The following is a 19,506-nucleotide window of genomic DNA, read 5'->3' as shown; positions in this document are numbered from 1 at the left end:
TCGTAAAGGCTCAGGCGTTCCAGAGGCCGTAGGTAGAGGCCAGGGATGCAATCTTCTTCGCGCGAGTCAGGCGTGGGAGGTACGAGCCGTCCGTGATCTCGGAACCGCCCTCGGCTGCTTCGAGCATCTGACGTGCCCAGTCGCGCTCGTCTTCGCTCGGACTCATCGACTCGTTGAGTGTCACGACCTGATCGACGTTGAGCACGAGCTTTCCGGTCATACCCATCATGTGGGTCACCTCGGCGTCCTTGCGGACCTGCTCATCGCTGGCGGCGGCTGCTGAGGGGCCGTCGATCGCTCCGGGCAGTCCACCCATGCGTGAGGCGATGGTCAGGCGTGAGCGGGCGTAGGCCAGCGCCATCGGATCGCCGGAGAAGCCGGTGTCCTTGCGGAAGTCGTTCGTTCCGAATGCAAGACGGAAGGTGCCGGGCGCCTCGGCGATCTTGGTCGCGTTCTCCACGCCCATCGCAGATTCGAGCAGCGCGATGACCGGCAGTCCTGCCTTCGCGCGCATCGCCGTGTAGGAGACCTGCTCGGGCCGTTCGGTCTCCGGCAGCATCACGCCGCGCAGTCCGGGAAGCATGGCAACGGAGGCCAGATCGTCGTCCCAGAATTCGGAGTCCATCTTGTTGATCCGGACCCACGCGGACATGCCGCCCTCAAGAGCGCGCACGACATTGTCACGAGCCTCGAGCTTCTTGTCGTCGGAGACCGATGCTTCGAGGTCGAAGATGACTGAATCCGACTCGGAGATCTGCGCCGCAGAGAAGATCTCCTCCTTAGCCGCATTGACCAGCAGCCAAGAGCGGGAGAGCTTGGCGGGAAGGGCTGCGGCTCGGCGGTTGCGGATGATCGTATCTGTCAATGATCGACTTTCTCTGGGGTTCTGAGGTGTCCCTCCTATCTTCGACCTTCGGAGCGGGAAATTGTAGTCAGGAACGAAGTTTGAGACATGAAATTGTCGATGACGGGATCCGGTGCAGCTGACGACACATCAGTGTCCGGATGGCAGGACGGCCTAGTTGTATAGTGAGATGGGTTCTAATCTGTATCTATGAAGTTTTCAATTGCAGTCATGCCCGGTGATGGAATCGGCAACGAGGTCGTCCCTGAAGGTCTGAAGGTTCTCAAGCGCGCCATCGAGGTCTCCGGAGAACCCGTGGAGCTTGAGCTCAAGAACTACGATGTCGGCGCCAGCCGCTGGCACGAGACCGGCGAGACGATGACAGACGAAGAGCTGGAATCGCTGCGTGGCCATGACGCGATCTTCTTCGGTGCATGCGGCGACCCGAGTGTGCCATCGGGTGTGCTGGAACGTGGTGTGATCCTCAAGATGCGCTTCGGGCTGAGCCACGCAGTGAACCTGAGGCCGTCGAAGCTCTACTCTGGAGTCACCAGTCCGCTGGCGAATCCGGGAGAGATCGACTTCGTGGTCGTCCGTGAAGGCACCGAAGGTTCGTACACCGGGATGGGTGGCTCTGTCCGCACCGATACGCCCCACGAGGTCGCGACCGAGGTCTCGATCAACACCTGGTACGGCGTCGAACGCGCTGTTCGTGACGCATTCGAGCGCGCACAGGCGAGGAACAAGAAACTCACCTACGTCCACAAGCACAACGTCATGGTCCATGCGGGCCACCTGTGGCGTCGGGTCGTCGAGAAGGTCGGCGCCGAGTACCCCGAAGTCACATTCAACTACGAGCACACCGACGCGTGCACGATCTACATGGTCACCGACCCCTCACGCTATGACGTGATCGTCACCGACAACCTCTTCGGTGACATCCTCACCGACCTCGCCGCGGCCGTGACCGGCGGCATCGGACTGGCCGCCTCGGGCAATTTGAATGTCGAAGGTACGGCGCCGAGCCTATTCGAGCCCATCCACGGATCGGCCCCAGACATCGCCGGACAGCAGATCGCCGATCCGACCGCCTCGATCCTCTCCGGTGCACTGATGGCCTCGCACCTGGGGCTCGACGTCGTGGCTAAGTCGATCGAGACCGCTGTCGAGGCCGATTTGGCCGATCGCGACGGAACCAAGCGATCCACCGCCGAGGTGGGCGACGCGATTGCGGCCCGCCTGGGCTGAGGCGGCCCGACCGCCTCGGCGGTGTCAGGGATTCGCCCGTTCGGCAGGGCAGGGACTCAACCCTGTTCGAGGGGACAGGGGCATCACCCCGGTGCGACGCGCACCGGGGTGATGGACTACCCTGTCAGTGTCACTCATCACAAATGAGAAAAGAGTTCTTATGACTAAGTTTGCCGTTCTCAAGAATGTCCAGCCGCAACCCGAGCTGGTGCGAGAGAACATCAAGAAGGACCCCGGATTCGGGCTCTACTTCACCGACCACATGGCACACGTCAGGTACACCCTTGACGATGGTTGGCACGCTCACGAGGTGAAGCCCTACGGTCCGCTGGTGCTCGATCCTGCTGCTGCAGTGTTCCACTACGCGCAGGAGATCTTCGAGGGCATGAAGGTCTACCGCCACGCAGACGGCTCCGTCTGGACCTTCCGTCCCGAGCGCAACGCTGCGCGCATCAACAAATCCGCCGAGCGTCTTGCGCTGCCGCAGATCTCGGAAGAGGATTTCATCGAATCGATCAAGGCGCTGGTCGCACTCGATCAGCAATGGGTTCCCACCCCAGAATCCGAGACCGACGAGTCGAGCCTGTACCTGCGGCCATTCATGATCGCCACCGAGCGATTCCTGGGTGTGCGGCCCAGCCATGAGGTCGACTACTACGTCATCGCCAGCCCCGCCGGTCCGTACTTCTCCGGCGGCATCAAGCCCGTCTCGATCTGGCTGTCGCAGAACTTCAACCGCGCCGGCTCCGGGGGCACCGGATTCGCCAAATGCGGTGGCAACTACGCGGGCTCGCTGGCAGCGCAGAACGAAGCCGCAGCCCAGGGGTGCCAGCAGGTGCTGTTCACCGACGCCGCAGAGAACAAATACATCGACGAGCTCGGCGGTATGAACCTCATGCTCGTGACCAAGGATGGCCGCCTGCTGACTCCAGAGCTCGGTGATTCCATCCTCGATGGTGTCACTCGCCGGTCTCTGCTCGACCTCGCCCCGCAGTTGGGTCTCGAGCCGGAAGAGCGCAAGGTCACGGTCGACGAATGGCGTGAGGGTGCCGCCAATGGCGACATCGTCGAGGCCTTCGCCTGCGGCACCGCCGCAGTCGTGACTCCGATCGGCCGTGTCGTCGGCAGCGATTTCTCGATCGACCACGGTGATGAGCCCGGTGAAAAGACCATGGAGTTCCGCAAGACTCTGCTCGACATCCAGTACGGTCGTGCCGAGGATACGAACAACTGGATGGTTCGCCTGGCCTGAGGCCTGAGGCCTGTGAGCCGAGGAGCCTGTGGCCTGCGAGCCGAGGGGTTGCGGAGGCGATTCGGCTCAACTCGCCCCGCATTGAGAGGGTCGGGTGCCGCGATTTCGATCGCGGCACCCGACCCTCTCAACGTGCCATGCGAATGTCAGCGGGCAGTTTTACGCATAAATGCGTTAAAGGGGTATTGTGGGCCCGTGTCTACTGCAACCTCGGCGTCCACTCCGACCGCTTCCGAAGTCATCGCCAACCTTCCTTGGCGATGGAGAACTCAAGGCGCCATCTTCATCATCGGCGGCCTGGGGTTCATGTTCGACGCTTGGGACGTCGCCCTCAACGGGTTCCTCATTCCGCTGCTCAGCGACTACTGGAGCCTGAGCGTCGGCCAGGCCGCCTGGATCGCTACGGTCAACCTCATCGGCATGGCGCTGGGTGCCTTCATCTGGGGCGGCATCGCTGATGTGATCGGCCGGAAGAAGGCATTCACCCTCACGCTTCTCGTATTCTCAGTCTTCACAGTTGCCGGCGCCTTCTCCCCAGCATTCAGCTGGTTCATCCTGTTCCGATTCCTCGCCGGATTCGGGCTCGGCGGATGCATCCCCGTCGACTATGCGCTCGTCGGGGAATTCACTCCCAAGAAGCACCGCGGGCGCGTCCTGACTGCGATGGACGGATGGTGGCCGATCGGCGCCTCGCTGTGCGCCTTCGTCTCTGCATCCTTGCTGGGAGTGGGTGATTGGCGCCTCATCATGCTCGTCATGATTGTGCCCGCGCTGCTGACAGTTGCCGTGCGTTTCGGAATTCCCGAATCACCTCTCTACCTTGCCTCCGTGGGACGGTATGCCGAAGCCGACGCCATCATCGCCCGCCTCGTCGAGCGCACCGGCGCCGAGGTGACGACCTGGACCCACGATGTCCCCGTAAAGGGCGCGATCGAGGCCACCGGCACGGCCCCGGCGCCGCGGCAGGCATCCGACTCGTCTGGAACTCTCATCTCTGTCAACAAAAAGCTGCGTGCAGCCAGCGGCCAGTTGGTGCAACTGTGGCAGTACTCGGCCAATACGACTCTCGTCTCCTGGGCCCTGTTCGTCTCCGTCCTCCTTGTCTACTACGCGGCACTGACATGGCTGCCGGGCATCCTGAAGAAGCAGGGCATGGGCGATCAAGCAGCGTTCATGGTCACCGGGTCGATGACCGCGGTGGGCATCCTCGGCGTCATCGTCTCGGCTCTGATCGTCGAACGTGTGGGCCGAAAATGGGTGCTCGGCGTGACCTCGATTGTCTCCGCAGTCCTGTTGGTATGCGCTGCCGTGTTCATCGAGGCCTCAGGTTCAGAGCTGACCTTTGCAGCCAGAGCCAGCATCATCGGGTTCGGGTTCGTCGTGCAGATCGCGATTCCCACTCTCTACACCTACGTTTCGGAGTTGTACCCGACCCGTCTGCGAGCTTCGGGATTCGGCTGGGCATCGGCTGCCTCCCGCATTGCCACTGGTATTGCTCCGCTTGTCTTCGGTGCGTTCATGTGGCCGGTCCTCGGACTGACAGTGACTTTCATTCTCACGGGACTGCTCGTGATTGTGGCGGTGGTGCTGATGGGTCTGCTTGCGCGAGAGACCACTGGCGAAGCGCTGGGTTGAGGGTCTTGTCGTTCGAAACCGTCCCTGAGCTGGACTGATACTCGGCCTAAATCTCGTGTCAGTGCCGACGGCTACTGTGATTGGTATGGAAGCAGGAACGGTTTCAGACGTGATCACCGAGATTCGTCGGTGGCGCGAGGTGCTGTCCGACCTGCCGCCTGCGCGCACGGAAACCGAAGCGATCGACAGAATCACTGCTCTGGAAGAACTGACGTCAGTGAGTGCTGCAGCGCAGGCCAGGGAGACGTTGACCTTCGACATGCACCGTCGGAATCGTGAAGCGGAAGAAGGTCTGCCGAGCCGCGGACAGGGCAAAGGCCTTGGTGCCGAGATCGGTTTGGCTCGGAAGGTGTCTCGGGCCAGAGGGAGCAAGCTGCTCGGCTTCGCCCGGTCCCTGTTGCTGGATCTGCCGAAAACCTACGCCTCCTTGAAGAGCGGAGACATCTCAGAGGAGAAGGCGCGAGTCGTTGCGAAGGAGACCGATTGGCTCCCCAGAGACAAAAGGCACGAGGTCGATGACCGGATGGCCGATCGCCTCGCCGAGGTGGGTGTTGGTCGACTGGGCAATGAAGTTCGCGCTCTGGCCCAGCAGCTCGACCAGAAAGCAGCCGTCGAACACCTCGACAGGTGTGTGGAAGAACGTGCCGTCACGGTGCGGCCAGCGCCGGGAAATATGGCGTATCTGACAGCGCTCCTGCCCTTGTCGCAGGCAGTTGCAGCGTATACCAACCTGTCGAAATCGGCACAGTCGATCATCGGAACAGGTCAGGCCGAAGGGCGAACTCAGGGACAGGTCATGGCCGATCTCTTGGTCGAGAGAACCACAGGCCAAGACGGTGCCGAGGCCATCCCTACCGAAGTCCACGTAGTGATGAATGAGGACAGTCTCTTCGACCCAGGAGAAACTCCAGCGTGGTTCCCCGGCTTCGGCCCGATCCCGGCAAAGACGGCACGCGAATTCATCGCCGACAATGAAGCCCCAGTCTTTCTTCGCAGGTTGTACTCGCGCCCATCCGACGGACAGTTGGTCCGGATGGACTCGAAGCGACGTGAATTCTCCGGACTGCTTCGACGCATGGTGGTGATTCGCGATGATGTCTGCCGATCGCCGTGGTGCGATGCCCAGATCAAACACGCAGACCACTCGCAGGCATTCGCCGCTGGTGGTGAGACCGACTGGGAGAATGCTTCAGGGCTCTGCGCAGCCTGCAATTTCCTCAAGGAACTGCCAGGATGGCGACACGAGGCCACGGCAGACGAATTGGTCGTACGAACCCCCACCGGACACCGATATCAGGTCAGCACCAGACCGATCGGAACACCGATGGCAAACTCAAGTGAACTTCCCCGCTCCAACCTCACCAACGAACAGACGTCTGATGAAGCCAACGACCCCAGTCTCTTCACAGTGAGAATTCCACCACTTCGAAAAGTCGAAGCGCCGAGGCTTGAAGGAAAATTCGAATCCCTCAAGGTGGATGTGTGGGAATGTCGGGAGGAGCTGCCGAGCGTGGTGGAAATGTGCCTAGCGGGGCAACTGACCGAATTCGTCTCTGCGGATTGATGACCTCGAGTGTTTGGCGCCTGCGACTAGGCAATGGCCCCCTGGCCACCAGCTAGGTGTCAGACCCATGGCTGCCCAGCAGCTCGTCTGCCGTGCACCAGGTCCTTCACCCAGTGGCGAAAATTTTGTCATGAGTTCAACTGCTCGACTGCCGACGTGGCTAGGGTGGGAGCATGGACGAACATGCCGAGCGTGAAGTTCTCGGAATTTCGCCTACAGAGCTCAACGTTGAACTCGTGTGGGGCGTACCAGGTGGTCTGGGGCAGAGCTGGAAACCCGTGGGCTCAGCGGCTGGAATCCTGGGGGTGCTCCCTCCGCCCCTCGAGGTCGAAGAGCTCTACGCGGCGGCCGCAGCCGAACCGCCTTTGAACGAAGATCCGTAACACGCTGCACTGTTCGGGAGTATGTACGACCTCTCCGTCCGAAACGGTCAGGTCCTCGTCGCAGCGGCGCGCTCTGGTGGGCGCCTGAGATCGATCGCCTACGGCCATTTCTGGTCCTGGGCGGAACAAGACCACGACTGGGCACATGAACTCCGCTCTACTCTCGGCGACGCCGCACTGGCGATCGAATGGTCGTTCGCGCTCAATCTGTTGGCACGCGACCCACATCTGCGCAGGTCGGGACTCGGACGGGCCACGCTGCAGACTTGGCTGGCCGGCATCGGCGGGTACAGCTGCTGGCTCCTGACCAACGACATCGACAGCCCCGCTCGCCGACTCTACGAAAGCCTCGGTTTCTTCGCGCTCGGGCATGGGCCCCAGGCGCCCAATGGCCAACCGGGGCTGGTCATGTTCAGACCACCAGCCTGAGCCGAACCGCTCACGAGGATTGAACTGCTGACCGACGATTGAGCTGCTCTACCGCGGTAGAACCGCTGCGCCGGAGAGCACGCGCTTCGCAACACCCCGCGATCATTAGGATGGTGGCATGCGCAAAGAAGCTACGTCAGACAACCAGCAGACCGAAACTCCCACCGCGGCCACTGAGCCGCAGAACCTTGCCCCCATGCCACACGATGAGAACCTGTGGCTCGAAGACATCCACGGGGACAAGCAGATGGGTTGGGTCAAGGACCAGAACGCGAAGACCATTGCCCGGTTCCAAGACGATCTGTTCGACTCCATCGCCGGGGACATTCGGACTGCGTTGGACTCCGAAGGCAAGATACCGATGGTGGCCAAACGCGGAGATCACTACTTCAACTTCTGGCGCGACTCCACGAACCCCAAAGGCATGTGGAGACGAACCACGTGGGACAGCTACGTCTCCGATTCTCCCGAGTGGGAGGTCCTCATCGACCTCGACGAGCTCGGCGCAGCGGAGGCGACGCCCTGGGTGTGGGCCGGAGCCTCGGTGCGCCGATCGGACAACTCTCGTGCACTCGTCTCGCTGTCGCCCGATGGTGGAGACGCCCACCGGGTACGCGAATTCGATCTGGTGACCAAAACCTTCGTCGACGGCGGCTTCGACCTGCCTTCGGCGAAGACTCGCTTCGCGTGGCTCGACGACGACACGATCATCGTCGCCACCGATACCGGTGAGGACTCTCTCACCACCTCGTCTTATCCGCGTCAGGCACGTGTTCTCAGGCGGGGGCAGGCTATTGCCGAGGCTCCGATCGTGGCCGAAGTGCCCCACGACCATGTCGCCATCTTCGTCGGCAGTGATGTAGGCGCCGCAGGCACCGATTCCACCGACAGAGCGTTCGCCATCGATGCCATCGACTTCTTCAATATGCAATTCAGCTTCATCGACCTCGACGCAGTCGTCGACGAATCCGGGCCAGTCTCAATCGTCGCCTCGGCGTGGGAGAACAACTGGACCGTCGTCGATGTGCCAACCGATGTGGAAGTCGGGTTCGAAAGGGACTTCGTCCTCTTCCGGCCCCAATCCGAGTGGAGTCACGAGAACTTCTCGGTCTCGGCCGGAGGTCTGGCCGTTGCTGACATCGCCGAGGTGAAGGCCGGGACGATCGCACCGACCGTCATCTTCACCCCGGATGAACACTCCGCCCTGCAGTCGTGGACCTGGACACGGGACTACCTGATCCTCGAATTGCTGGCTGACGTGCAGTCACAACTGGTCGTTCTTAACCCGAACGACAACTTCTCGTCGTCTTCGCTGCCAGGAGTCCCCGCCAATCACATGGTCGGGTTGGGAGCCGTCGACAAACACGATGACGCGAGCGCCAACGACTATTGGCTGGTGAGCACGGGGTTCCTGACTCCGTCGACTCTGTCGTATGGGAGCCTGGAGCCTTCGAACGACTACAGCGTGCCCGTCGTCATCAAGTCGGCACCGGCACTGTTTCCCAGCGACGGGCTCTGCGTCGAACAGCACTTCGCCACAAGCGAGGACGGGACGAAGATCCCCTACTTCCAGATCGCCGACAGCGAGCTGGTCCTCGATGGGAGGAATCCGACCCTCCTGGATGGGTACGGCGGTTTCGAAGTCAGCCGGACGCCGGGCTACACCCCGGTGATTGGTATCGGATGGCTGGGTCGAACGACGACTGGGACCTGGCAAGATCCCGCCAGCCAACAGACCGTCACGGCGACTGAAGCGCCGATTCCCGCAGGGCGTCGCGGGGTCTATGTCCTCGCCAATATCCGCGGCGGTGGAGAATACGGGCCCCGGTGGCATACCTCGGCGATGCGGGAGAATCGGATGCGAGCCTATGAGGACTACGCTGCCGTTGCCCGCGACCTCATCGAACGCGGCGTGACGTCCGCGCAGAGCCTGGCCTGCGCCGGCGGCTCGAATGGTGGACTGCTGGTCGGAAACATGCTCACACAGCACCCCGAGCTCTTCGGTGCGATCTCGTGTGGAGTCCCCCTTCTGGACATGCGCCGCTACACCAAACTCAGCGCCGGCTATTCGTGGAAGGCAAAGTACGGTGACCCCGATGTGGCTGAGGACTGGGCATTCATTCAGAAGTTCTCCCCCTATCATCTGCTCGAAGATGGCACTGACTATCCGCCCGTGCTGTTCTGGACGGCGACCTCCGATGATCGGGTCGGTCCAGTGCAGGCGCGCAAGATGGCTGCTCGGATGCAGAATCGCGGCATTGACGACGTGTGGTTCTTCGAAGACACGGAAGGCGGACACTCGGCAGCGTCGGACAACAGGCAGGCCGCCTTCACCCGTGCACTCAGCTACCGATTCCTGTGGAACTCGCTGACAGGGGAGTGAGCAAGCTCATAGCTTCTGAGCGGAGCCTGGGCGTAGCGTTGGAACCATGACGAACGACACGCACGAACCCCAGCGCTTTCACGCCGAGTACAAGGTCATCGGCGGAAAACTCGTGGTCGCCGATGTGGAGACCGACGGGAAGACCATCACCGAGGTCAAGATCTCCGGCGACTTCTTCCTCGAACCCGAAGAAGCCTACTTCGACCTTGCTCCCGCGCTCGTGGGTGCCAGTGTCACCGCGGACAATGCGAATCTGCGTCAGCGCCTCGACACGGCACTTGCCGGATACGGCTCGGAACTGGCGATGCACGGGTTCTCCACCTCGGACATCGCCACAGTCGTCCGCCGCGCACTGGGGTCGGCGGCGAACTTCACCGACTTCGACTGGCAGGTCATCCGCGGCGAGGTGCTGCCCACTCAGGTCAACGTCGCCCTCGACCAGGTGCTGCTGGACGAGGTCGCGGCGGGACGACGGAAACCGACCCTGCGGTTCTGGGAATGGGACGATACCGCCACGGTGATCGGAGCCTTCCAATCCTATGTCAACGAACTCCGACCGGAGGGAGTCGAGAAGTACGGTGTGCAGGTTGTGCGCCGCATCTCCGGTGGGGGAGCGATGTTCATGGAAGGCGGGAACTGCATCACCTACTCGATGTTCGTTCCGCCTGCACTGGTCGCCGGCCTCGACTACGAGGAGTCCTACGTCTTCCTCGACCAATGGGTGCTGGCAGCGTTGAAGAGCCTCGGCGTCGAGGCCTTCTACAAGCCGATCAATGACATTTCCTCGACCGGAGGCAAGATCGGCGGTGCGGCACAGAAGCGACTGCGCGATGGCACCCTGCTCCATCACGCGACGATGAGCTACGACATCGACGCCGATAAGATGGTGGAGGTGCTGCGCATCGGCGAGGCCAAGATCTCCGATAAGGGAGTCTCCAGTGCCAAGAAGCGCGTCGACCCTCTGCGCAGCCAGACAGGTGAGGCCCGCAAGGACATCATCGACGTCATGGCTGAGACTTTCGCCGACCGTTACGGTGCGAGCTTCGATACCTTCACCGCCGATGAGCTGGAGAAGGCACACGCCCTCGTCGCCGAGAAGTTCGGAACCGAGAAATGGACGCACCGAGTGCCGTGAGCATGCGACCAGATGACCGTGTCTCGTGGTGCCGGCTTCTCGATGTCAGAGCCCGGCGACCAGTGCAGGCGGAAGGAACGACGGGACGCGAAGCTGCTCATCATCCCTTCCTCACCGTGTTCTTCGCCGCTGGAATCATCGGCGCACTGCTGTCTGCCACGATCGTCGGTCGCCTGTTCTTCGGCGGCGAAATGGTCGTCGGTCTCGTCCGCGACGGTCGCAGACGAAAGTCGCACCTGCGCAAGCATTCATCGTGGACGTTCGGAACACCTGCGCGTTCGGGTCTGTAGGATTGGAAATCAATCAAGTCATACCCTGCACAAGGAGAGCCATGCGCCAGGTCGAACCGTCAGTAGAACTGCTTGCCAAGCCCAGCATCGACTGGGAATCGATGAGGACATACCTCGACGAGGTGGGCGGAACCAGCTGGGCGGAACGTGTTGAAGAGGCTGATTCTCCCGACGCCGAAGACATCGTCGAGTTCTCCGGTCGCATGTGCTATCGCTCCTGGGAACCGGGACTGAACCCGAACGTCTCCCGCGTCCGCACCGATTCGTCCCAGTACCTGGGCAATGTCATCAAGTCCCAGCACGGTTCGGTGCTCGAACACGCGAACTTCACGTTCGTCCTCCACAACGTATCCCGCGTGCTCACTCACGAACTCATCCGCCACCGCGCAGGATCCGCGTTCTCGCAGGAATCCTTGCGCTACGTCCGCCTGGCTGACATTCCGTTCTGGTTCCCCGAATGGGCACGTGAGGACTCCGAGCTCATGGAACGCTCCCTCAAGGTCCTCGACACCCTCGAAGAGCATCAGAAGTGGATGACCGAGCACTTCGAACTCGACGAAGCCAGCACCAAGTTCTCCCACAAGAAGCACATGACCTCCTTCATGCGCCGCTTCGCACCCGAGGGACTGGCCACCGGCATCGTCTACACCGCGAACCTGCGCTCCCTGCGTCACGTCATCGAGATGCGCACCGCCAAGGGCGCCGAAGAAGAGATTCGTCTCGTGTTCAACAAGATCGGTGAAGCTATGCTCAAAGAGGCCCCAGCGGTATTCTCCGACTACGAAGTCGTCGACGGGGAATGGATCCCCGGAACACGAAAGGCATGACATGGCTGACATCTACAACGCTGAACTGAAACCAGGAAAACTCGACGTCATCTCTGCCTGGCTGACCCAGCAGGCATGGGCAGCCGAGGCCGATGTGGCCCCAGATTCGCTGAAGACGATCAGCTCCTACCGGTTCGACGATCCAGCCGGTGAGGTGGGAGCCGAGGTTCATATCGTCGCCGCCGGTGATCGTGTCTTCCAAGTGCCTCTGACCTATCGCGGTGCTGAGCTGGCCGGAGCCGAGACATACCTGATCTCGACCATGGAGCATTCCATTCTCGGCAAGCGCTGGGTCTACGCCGGGATGGGCGACCCTCACTTCAGGCAGCGACTCGACCACACGATCGCCACCGCTGGAACTTCGGCAAAGCAGTACCGCGTCGACGACGAAGGCAACAAGGTCGACGAGATCACCGAGGTGGCTCATACTTGGGGCACAGGACCATTGGCCGGCGCCGAAGACGTTCAGGTGCTGTACGAACTCAACCTCAACTCTCCGGCTGAGGGATCCGACGCCGGACTGCTCCTGGGTCGCTGGTCGGGCCAGGAAGCTCCTGTCGTCCTCGCCGTGATGGTGTGACGAACCGATGAGTCAGGATTGCCTGTTCTGCGCGATCGTTGCAGGTGACGTCCCGAGTGCGAAGGTTGCTGAGACCGAGACGACCTTCGCATTCATGGACATCCAGCCGGGATCTGACGGGCATCTGCTCGTCGTCCCGAAGCATCACAGCACCGACTTGCGCGACATCCCGTCGGCCGACCTCGCCGAGGTGGCGATCGAGTCACAGCGCATTGCCAAGCATGTCTTCGACGCTTGGGACGCCGACGGGGTGAACCTGCTCAACTGCTGTGGAGAAGATGCCTGGCAGACGGTCTTCCACTTCCACATGCATGTCATCCCGCGCTATCGCGACACGGGCAAGGATCGGCTCAGACTGCCGTTCGAACCCGGTGTGCGCGGTGACGCTGAGCTGATCGAAGACCTGGCAACCTCGATGAGGTGGGCACTGGAGGACCGCTGAGCCAGCTCAGCGGTGCGCGTTCACAGGTTCAGGTCGATGACGGTCATCCCCGAACCGGTGTTCGCCCCCAAAGCCTCCATCGCGGCAGGGGCGTCTGCGAGGCCGATGACGTTCGTGACCAGGTCCTGTGGGCGCAGTTTGCCGTCGATGACGAGGTCCACCATCTCCGGGTACTCGGCCGCGGCCATCCCGTGGGAGCCGAGGACGCTGAGCTCAAGGCCGATGACACGTCCCATATCGATGACAGGCGGTGCAGTCAGCAGTCCGATCTGTACGTGCCGACCCAAGGGTGCCAGCGAGGCGATCGCGGCAGCGATCGTATCCTCGCGGCCGAGGGCATCCACGCTCACAGCCACACCATCGGGGCACTGGTCCAAGACCTGTGCGACCACCTCGGCGGAGAGGTCGACTGAGTTTTTGCCGGCGGCGTTGACCGTGTGCGCGGCTCCGTGTGCGCGGGCCCGGTCGAGGGCAGCATCGCTGACGTCGATCGCGATCACCCGGGCGCCGATGGCACGGGCGACCATGATGGCAGACAGGCCGACTCCGCCGCAGCCGAAGACGGCGACCGTTTCGCCCTCGAGAAGCTTCGCCCGCACCCGCAGTCCGTGGAATGCTGTGGCGAACCGACAGCCGAGTCCCACCATCGCCGAGGCGGGGAGGTCGTTGGGAACCGCGATGAGGTTGGCATCGGCGTTGTGGATGGCCACCTGATCCGCCCACGAGCCGAAATGAGTGAACCCGGGCTGAGTCTGTTCGGGACAGACCTGAGCATTGCCGCCCTGGCACCACCGGCAGCGACCGCAGCCGCACACGAATGGCACGGTTACGCGCTGGCCGGTGTGGAAGTCCGTGACCTCTGGCCCCGCCGAGGCGATGCGTCCGACCAGCTCATGTCCGGGCACATGGGGCAGCGTGATCGTCGAGTCGTGGCCTGACCAGGCGTGATGGTCGCTGCGGCAGACTCCGGTGGCTTCGACGTCGATGACGACACCGGAGGAGGGAGTGGAGGGTGACTCGATGTCTCTCAGCTGGGGGAGGACAGAGAACTCTTCATAGACGATTGCGCGCACACAGTGATCCTATGCATTGCCGTTCCTGCTGGACAGCGGCGTCCACACTGTGTGCTGCCCGACGGTACTATCGGGCGTAGATTCCGACGTGTGTCAGTGCATCGAGCAGTCGTTGCCGCAGAGCCTGTGCGCGTTCGGAGAAGGCCTTCTGACGGTCCATGTATTCGGCCTTGCCCTCGGCGGTTTCGATGGCGACGACACCATAGCCCCAACCGCGCAGATCGTAGGGTGAGGCCTCCATATCGAGGGTGCGGATGCCCAGCGCCAGGTCAAAGCAATCGACGACGAGGTCGGAGGGAGCCACGGGGCCGATCTTCATCGCCCATTTGTACAGGTCCATTCCTGCGTGCAGACAGCCGGGCTGCTCATTGGCCACCATGGACTCGCGAGTGGGCTGCAGAGTGTTGCGTGGCCGGGCGGGTTCTGTGAAGAAACGGAATGCGTCGTGGTGCGAGCACTGGATCCGGTGGCCCTCAACGACAGCGTCGGTGGCCTCATGACTCAAGCGCAGGGGCACCTGCTGGTGGCGACGCTGCTCCTCGCTGAGCTTGTAGACCATCGCCCATTCGTGGATGCCGAAGCACCCGAAGTTCGCCTCACGATGCAGCGTCGACTGGAGCAGGGAGGCGATGAATTTCGCACCATCGCCTCTGTCACTGCGCCAGGACTCGACATCCACCGTCGCGATCGTGCCCGCAGGGTTCGTCGTATACCAGCGCCGGTCGAAGCAGTCACGGTCGGCTTCGGTAGCCAATTCGAGTTGCACACCGGGGCCGGGATGCCACTTGGCCAACTGACCCGTCTTGAACGGGTAGTAGGTGAACAGAAAGTCCTCGACCGGGTGCTTCTCGCCCTTGAGGCGGCGGGTGAGGTGCGCATCGGTCCGCTCTGCGATCCTCGCTGCGTGGTGATCACGCAGCGCGCGCCACGTGGGTGCGCTGATCGCAGCACCGGCAGACCCTGCTCCAGCACCAGCACTTGCACCAGCAGCAACACCATAGGCAGCACCGGGGAAGTCGGTGCGCTCAGCAGGCAGCGAGGCGATAGAAGTCACCGCTTCATTGTTCCAGACCGCTTGGTTCCGCGCATCGGGGGTGCTGTGAGCGGATCCTCGGGCCATGGATGCTTCGGATACCGTCCCCGGTTCTCCGCCCTGACGTGGGAATACGCATTTGCCCAGAAGGAAGCGAGGTCGCTGGTGACCGCCAGCGGTCGACGGGCGGGGGACAGGAGGTGGATTACCACAGGGACCCGGCCCTCACACACGCTCGGTGCCTTTCGCAAACCGAAGCACTCCTGGAGTTTGACCGCGAGAACAGGCCCCTGTTCGGATTCGGGATCTGACTCCATGTGGTCGGGATCGGGATAGTCGAGGCGAATCCGTGAACCGCTGGGCACCTCTATGCTCACCGGCGCCAGCTCGTCGAGATGTGATGCCTGCGGCCAGGGCAGGAGCGTCCGCAGAGCAGAGACCAGATCGACCTTGCCCGGATCCGCCCCACGTGCGATCCGATCCAGGGCGGCCGGGCACCACTTCGTCAAGCTCTGGGACAGTCGCGGCCAGGCCACATCCGGCCACGGCGCACCATAGACGGCGTGCAGCAGTCCCAGCCGGGACCGCAGCTCTTCGAATGCCTCGCTGGGTCGCAGAATCTCACGAGCGCCGCGCTGACGCACCGACCGTGCGATCGCCGATCGGGCCAGATCCGCGCTCGCCTTGATCGGTGTGGCGGTGAGTTCGATTCCGCCGAGGCGGGTCCGGCGCACTGCACGCACCTTCCCTTGGTCGAAGGTCGCCGTCTCCTCGGTCGCCATCAGCCCGGCGCCTGCGAGTTCAGCGGTGTCCTCGTCGATGACCACAGCAGCCCTGATCACGGCGCGACCGCCGGAGAGTCCGACATCGGAGATCGCCAACCACGGGCTGCCCTGCAAAGACGAGTTCCGGGGCAGGGACGCGGCCGTGCCGGATGCCAGCAGATATTCCGACGCTGAGGAACTGCGCAGCCGCCCGATCTGCATGGGGTGGGCGAGTGCAACCACGAGCCCCAAGTCATCGGGTCGCAGAGGACCACCTCGAGCCGAACCGTGGGTTGGAGACTCGTGGACCGCTGAGTCGCGCGCGGCGGAGCCTGGCGGGTCCGAGAACTGAGCGGCCAGGCCGGCGAAGCGCTTCACATCCTGGGTAAACCGGCGGTCCTTGCTTCGTCGCAGCTCGCGCAGGGTGGCCACGAGATCGGCGCCCGGGGCACGCTGCTCGGATTCGATGACGGCGATCGCTTCGGCCGCCGCGGTCGGGGACAGCATTGCGGCTCCGTCGAAGAGGCCTCGGGCAGACCACACGGAGGCCGGAATTCGGGCGATCGCCCGCCCCAGGTCTGTCACAGTGATCGAAGCGTTTTCAAGCGCCCCGGTCTCAGTGCCCGCCTCGTCCTCAGATTCTGCAACCTCGATCGCGCCGAGTGCCACAAGATTCTCCACGGCCAGGCGGTACGGGCCGACGGGCATCGGATCCGGCAGCAGATTCGTGTCGCCGCCCCACACGGCGAGGGTCAGGACCGCCGAGGTGAGATCGGAGGTCGTGATTTCCGCAGGCGTGTGCTCGGGCAGACTCGCCCAATCCGTTTCGGACAGGCAACGATAGACCGTGCCCGGGCCCAACCGTGAGGCACGACCGGCCCGCTGAGTTCCCGAAGCCTTGGACTCACGGGTCGTGACCAGTCCCGACATTTCACGGCGAGTGTCCAGCCGCGGGCCTCTGGCCAGTCCCGAATCGACGACGATGCTCACTCCGGGAACCGTCAGAGCCGACTCTGCGACCGACGTCGACACGATCACACGACGATGGCCGACCTCGGCGGGATGGGGTCGTAGGATCGCATCTTGGTCCTTGGCAGGAGTGCGCCCGAGCAGAGTGTGAACCTGTGTTCGGGCATCGGTGTGAAGTGATCGGGTGATCCGTGAGGCGATCTCCTCAACTTCCCGCGCACCGGGGGCGAATACGAGGACGTCGCCCCTCGTGTGCCTCGTCAGGGCATCGACGGTAGTTCGCGCCACGTGATCGAGGAAGTCCCAGCTCACCCCGCGTGCATCCAGAGGCCGCTGCTGTCCCGGTGCCCACCTGACGTCGAGGGGGTGAACCTCGGCGGCGACCGAGAGCAGCACGGCAGGCTCGTCGACACCGTCAGCACTGTCGCCCGAGCCCAAGCACCTCGCCCACATCCTGGCGTCAAGGGTGGCCGACATCACGACGAGGCCGAGGTCGTCACGCAGATCGATGAGCTCCCGGCACAGTGCGAAGGTCAGATCGGTGTCGAGCTGTCGTTCGTGGACCTCATCAAGGATGACCGCTGAGACGCCTGTCAACTCGGGATCGCGCAAGAGCCGACCCAGCAGCACTCCCGTGGTCACGAACTCGATCCTCGTATGCGCCGAGGTCCGCGACTCGCCGCGAACCGTGAACCCGATGTCCTCGCCGAGGCGGGTCCCCGTCAGCGTCGCCAGCCGCCTGGCCGCTGCTCGGGCCGCCATGCGTCGCGGCTGGGTGACGATGACACGGCCCGGTGTCTGGGCCGGTGGTGCGTGCCGGGCCAGATGCTCGGCGATGAGCGGCGGCACCAAGGTGGTCTTGCCGGTTCCGGGAGGGGCCTCGACGACCAGGCGGGGGAAGCCGCCGATGTCAGAGTTCTGCAGCTGGTCGATGAGCACAGTCGCCGGCAGGCCCGCGGCAATTCGCGACAGGGCGAATGTGTAGGGGACGTCGGGGGACTGATGATGGTTCGAGCCACTCGATGACTGCACAGACTGCGAACGCTGCGCAGCCTTCGGGGATTGCGGTGGGAGCATGCTTCCAGTGTCTCAGCTGCGCAGCAATTGGGCCGCCCTCTCTCCGATGACGACCGTGGGCGCGTGGGTGTGGCCGCGAATGATCTCCGGCATGACAGAAGCATCGGCGATTCGCAGTCGGTCGACGCCGCGGACTCGCAGCTGCGGGTCGACGACCGAGGCAGCATCAGTTCCCATCCGGGCTGTGGAGGTTGGATGGTAGAGGGTGTGAGAATTCTGTTCCAGAAGGACGGAGAGCAGTTCGTCTGCCGGCAGACGTTCTGCGCCGAGAGGTGAGAGGTGGTGACCGTTCGTCACCCCGGTCATCGACGGGGTGGCGAAGATGTCGGAAGCCATTCTCAGCGCCCGCAGCATTGTGGCTCGGTCAGCACCATTGGGATCGGAGAGGTATCCGGCATCGACGATGACCTTGTCGAGTGGGTTGGGTGATGCGAGGCTGATGGAACCGCGACTTTCCGGTTGCAGCAGAATCGGCCCCAATGAGACTCCGTGGGCGGGTATTCCGTTGAGACCTTCCTGCACATAGGCGACCGGGGCGAAGATCATCTCGACGTCCGGCAGTTCGAGTGCGTCGTCGGTGCGAACGAAACCATAGGCTTCGGCGATGTCCGAGGTCAGCATCCCTTTTCGCCGAGTGAGGTAATTGATGACGTTGCCGATTTTCGTCGCGTCCTTGAGCGTGCCGCCCGCCACCTCGAGGCAGATCAGACTCGTCAGGTGGTCGCGCATGTTCCGACCGACTTCAGGGGCGTCGACGAGGACGTGGATCCCGTGCCGACTCAACTAGGTGGGATCTCCGATGCCCGAGTGCATAAGGGTCTGCGGAGTATTCACGGCCCCACCGCTGAGAACGATCTCTTTGCGAGCAGCTGCTTCGAAGCGCTGATCGCCGACGAGGTAGGACACTCCGGTGGCGGTCTGTCGATCGAAGTTGACTCTCTCCACGTGAGCTCCGGTGCGTATGGTGAGATTGGCACGGGACTTCGCCGGTTCCAGATACGCCTGTGCTGTGTTGTGCCGTGCCCCTTTGAGCTGAGTCACCCGGGTTTGGGTGAAACCATCGGGTTGGGCTGAGTTGGCCTCTTCGACCCGGTGCCCGGCCTCCGTGACAGCGTGGAGGAAGGTCGACGTCAGCGGTCGGGGGTCTCGCTGTTCGGCGACGCTGATGTTCGTCGACCCGAACAGGGGAGCCAGCGCCTGCCACCCCCACTCCGGTCCCGCCAGCCTCGCCCAGTTCTCGTAGTCGGCGGCGAAGCCGGGCACCCACATCATCGCGTTCAGCGATGACGATCCACCCAGAACCTTGCCTCACGGCCAGTAGACAGTGCGACCGTCCAAACCCGGCTGCGGGATCGTCTCGTAGTTCCAGTCGATGGGCGACTTGAACAACTGGGAGAACGCTGCCGGGATCGAGATCTTTGAGTCGTTGTCTGCACCTCCGGCTTCGAGCAGCAGGACAGAGGTGTTGGGGTCTTCGGACAGGCGCGATGCGACGACGGCTCCCGCCGATCCTGCACCGACGATGATGTAGTCGAACTGATCACTCATGAGTGATCCTCCTTCGTCCACGCAGTGCGT

The 19,506-nt window shown here is 62.8% G+C and carries 19 protein-coding genes; 12 read left to right on the top strand and 7 right to left on the bottom strand.

Features of this window, described 5'->3' with window-relative positions:
- Window positions 1–10: 10 nt before the first annotated feature.
- Window positions 11–865, bottom strand: coding sequence for a CoA ester lyase (locus tag AAFP32_RS11180; RefSeq protein ID WP_350269202.1), 855 nt, complete (start codon window positions 863–865; stop codon window positions 11–13).
- Between the two features lie 189 nt (window positions 866–1,054).
- Here AAFP32_RS11180 and AAFP32_RS11175 point away from each other — a divergent pair, with 189 nt between their 5' ends.
- The 12 genes from AAFP32_RS11175 to AAFP32_RS11120 all read left to right on the top strand — a co-directional run bounded on the left by AAFP32_RS11175 (window position 1,055) and on the right by AAFP32_RS11120 (window position 13,012).
- Complete coding sequence (locus tag AAFP32_RS11175) at window positions 1,055–2,092, top strand: 3-isopropylmalate dehydrogenase (protein ID WP_350269201.1); 1,038 nt, start codon at window positions 1,055–1,057, stop codon at window positions 2,090–2,092.
- Between the two features lie 160 nt (window positions 2,093–2,252).
- Window positions 2,253–3,344 (top strand): branched-chain amino acid aminotransferase, encoded by a 1,092-nt coding sequence (locus AAFP32_RS11170; protein ID WP_350269200.1) that lies wholly within the window; start codon window positions 2,253–2,255, stop codon window positions 3,342–3,344.
- Window positions 3,345–3,539: 195 nt separating this feature from the next.
- On the top strand, window positions 3,540–4,979 hold the full coding sequence (locus AAFP32_RS11165) for an MFS transporter (protein WP_350269199.1): 1,440 nt from the start codon (window positions 3,540–3,542) through the stop codon (window positions 4,977–4,979).
- Between the two features lie 85 nt (window positions 4,980–5,064).
- Window positions 5,065–6,543, top strand: a complete 1,479-nt coding sequence (locus AAFP32_RS11160; RefSeq protein ID WP_350269198.1) for an HNH endonuclease — start codon at window positions 5,065–5,067, stop codon at window positions 6,541–6,543.
- A gap of 173 nt (window positions 6,544–6,716) precedes the next feature.
- Window positions 6,717–6,926: a hypothetical protein gene (locus AAFP32_RS11155; protein WP_350269197.1), complete on the top strand. Its 210-nt coding sequence runs from the start codon at window positions 6,717–6,719 to the stop codon at window positions 6,924–6,926.
- Between the two features lie 21 nt (window positions 6,927–6,947).
- Complete coding sequence (locus AAFP32_RS11150; RefSeq protein WP_350269196.1) at window positions 6,948–7,355, top strand: GNAT family N-acetyltransferase; 408 nt, start codon at window positions 6,948–6,950, stop codon at window positions 7,353–7,355.
- Window positions 7,356–7,473: 118 nt separating this feature from the next.
- Window positions 7,474–9,738: a prolyl oligopeptidase family serine peptidase gene (locus tag AAFP32_RS11145; RefSeq protein WP_350269195.1), complete on the top strand. Its 2,265-nt coding sequence runs from the start codon at window positions 7,474–7,476 to the stop codon at window positions 9,736–9,738.
- A gap of 46 nt (window positions 9,739–9,784) precedes the next feature.
- On the top strand, window positions 9,785–10,873 hold the full coding sequence (locus tag AAFP32_RS11140) for a biotin/lipoate A/B protein ligase family protein (RefSeq protein WP_350269194.1): 1,089 nt from the start codon (window positions 9,785–9,787) through the stop codon (window positions 10,871–10,873).
- Complete coding sequence (locus AAFP32_RS11135) at window positions 10,870–11,163, top strand: hypothetical protein (protein ID WP_350269193.1); 294 nt, start codon at window positions 10,870–10,872, stop codon at window positions 11,161–11,163. Before AAFP32_RS11140 ends, AAFP32_RS11135 begins: the two co-directional genes overlap by 4 nt.
- A 41-nt stretch (window positions 11,164–11,204) precedes the next feature.
- Window positions 11,205–11,990 carry an FAD-dependent thymidylate synthase gene (gene thyX, locus AAFP32_RS11130; protein ID WP_350269192.1) on the top strand — a complete coding sequence of 262 codons (786 nt, stop codon included), beginning with the start codon at window positions 11,205–11,207 and terminating at the stop codon, window positions 11,988–11,990.
- A gap of 1 nt (window position 11,991) precedes the next feature.
- Entirely contained in the window at window positions 11,992–12,570 is a 579-nt protein-coding gene (locus AAFP32_RS11125; RefSeq protein ID WP_350269191.1) for a maltokinase N-terminal cap-like domain-containing protein, read from the top strand.
- A gap of 7 nt (window positions 12,571–12,577) precedes the next feature.
- Complete coding sequence (locus AAFP32_RS11120; protein ID WP_350269190.1) at window positions 12,578–13,012, top strand: HIT family protein; 435 nt, start codon at window positions 12,578–12,580, stop codon at window positions 13,010–13,012.
- Window positions 13,013–13,032: 20 nt separating this feature from the next.
- Here AAFP32_RS11120 and AAFP32_RS11115 read toward each other — a convergent pair whose 3' ends face one another.
- The 6 genes from AAFP32_RS11115 to AAFP32_RS11090 form a co-directional block, all read right to left on the bottom strand.
- A complete protein-coding gene (locus tag AAFP32_RS11115; RefSeq protein ID WP_350269189.1) occupies window positions 13,033–14,085 on the bottom strand; it encodes a zinc-binding dehydrogenase in 1,053 nt (350 codons plus the stop codon).
- 67 nt (window positions 14,086–14,152) lie between these two features.
- Window positions 14,153–15,028, bottom strand: a complete 876-nt coding sequence (locus AAFP32_RS11110) for a 3-methyladenine DNA glycosylase (protein WP_420883394.1) — start codon at window positions 15,026–15,028, stop codon at window positions 14,153–14,155.
- 107 nt (window positions 15,029–15,135) lie between these two features.
- Window positions 15,136–17,928, bottom strand: a complete 2,793-nt coding sequence (gene hrpB, locus AAFP32_RS11105; RefSeq protein WP_350269188.1) for an ATP-dependent helicase HrpB — start codon at window positions 17,926–17,928, stop codon at window positions 15,136–15,138.
- 12 nt (window positions 17,929–17,940) lie between these two features.
- Window positions 17,941–18,711, bottom strand: a complete 771-nt coding sequence (locus AAFP32_RS11100) for a GMC family oxidoreductase (protein WP_350269187.1) — start codon at window positions 18,709–18,711, stop codon at window positions 17,941–17,943.
- On the bottom strand, window positions 18,712–19,200 hold the full coding sequence (locus tag AAFP32_RS11095; protein WP_350269186.1) for a GMC family oxidoreductase N-terminal domain-containing protein: 489 nt from the start codon (window positions 19,198–19,200) through the stop codon (window positions 18,712–18,714).
- Window positions 19,201–19,236: 36 nt separating this feature from the next.
- Window positions 19,237–19,476: an NAD(P)-binding protein gene (locus tag AAFP32_RS11090; RefSeq protein ID WP_350269185.1), complete on the bottom strand. Its 240-nt coding sequence runs from the start codon at window positions 19,474–19,476 to the stop codon at window positions 19,237–19,239.
- Window positions 19,477–19,506 lie beyond the last annotated feature (30 nt).

Source organism: Brevibacterium sp. CBA3109, from assembly GCF_040256645.1.
GTDB lineage: Bacteria > Actinomycetota > Actinomycetes > Actinomycetales > Brevibacteriaceae > Brevibacterium > Brevibacterium koreense.
This window is presented reverse-complemented; position numbering and strand designations above follow the sequence as displayed.